Source organism: uncultured Metabacillus sp. (assembly GCF_947503125.1).
In the GTDB taxonomy this organism is placed as follows: domain Bacteria; phylum Bacillota; class Bacilli; order Bacillales; family Bacillaceae; genus Metabacillus.
The window spans coordinates 1-861 of record NZ_CANNCR010000170.1; the positions used below are offsets into that span (position 1 = coordinate 1).

Consider the following 861-nt stretch of genomic DNA (forward strand, 5'->3'; position numbering starts at 1 on the left):
ATAGTCTCTACGTCCAATCTCTGTATTTCTATCCACCGTTAATAGGATTTTTTGTATTTCTTCTGTTGAGTAAAAGGAAGGAATTCGCTCAAATTTATTTGATAAAATAACAGGGAAAAGCTGATTTAATTGAGATTCAACATACCCTTGCGAAACGAGAAAAGACAAGAAATCTCTTAAGTTAAACAAAATACCTGATTTTGTAGAATTAGAATATTCACTCAATGTTTCTAAATAAGCCAAGACATCATAAGGAACTAAGGTATTAATATCAACTAAGTTTCCCTTATCAAGGAAACATAGAAAATGTATAATTCTAATTTGTTTACCTTGAATAGTACGTGCCGACAGCTCCAGATTTTTTTGTGCTTGGATATATTTATCTAGTAAGCTAATAAATTGGGTAGGTACTTGCTGTCCTATTGGTTGATGGCACTTACGAAATGTCTTATTTTGATGGAATTCATTTAATACTTTAATACATCTGACTTTAAAAACTTGTGAAGAAGATAGTTTAGTTCCTTGTTTAATTCCATAATAATCTGATAAAAATGTGTGTCCCAACTCCATTGAAAACGTATTATGTTTTCTTGTTTCTGCGTATTTCAGCAGGTGTTTCCAGTTAAGTACATATCGATTTTTTGTTCCTTCGGAATATTGCAATTCATTCAGATGCAAAGTTGCCTGTTGGATTAATTCCGACAAATTGAGATTAGTAGTATCAATCATTTTTTTCCTCCTTAAAATAATCGATACTACTATATCATTTAAATATTATGCAAAGTTGAATGTTAAAAAAAGAAGGGAAATAAAGCTTTTTAGCACTTAACTTTACATAATAATTAACTTTCCATAAGATGA

1 protein-coding gene is annotated in these 861 nt (G+C 30.0%); it reads right to left on the reverse strand.

All coding sequences use genetic code 11. The annotated features are described in order from the left end of the window. On the reverse strand, window positions 1-729 hold a 729-nt coding region (locus Q1B07_RS26685; RefSeq protein ID WP_299095849.1), incomplete at its 3' end, for a site-specific integrase. Window positions 730-861: the final 132 nt, after the last annotated feature.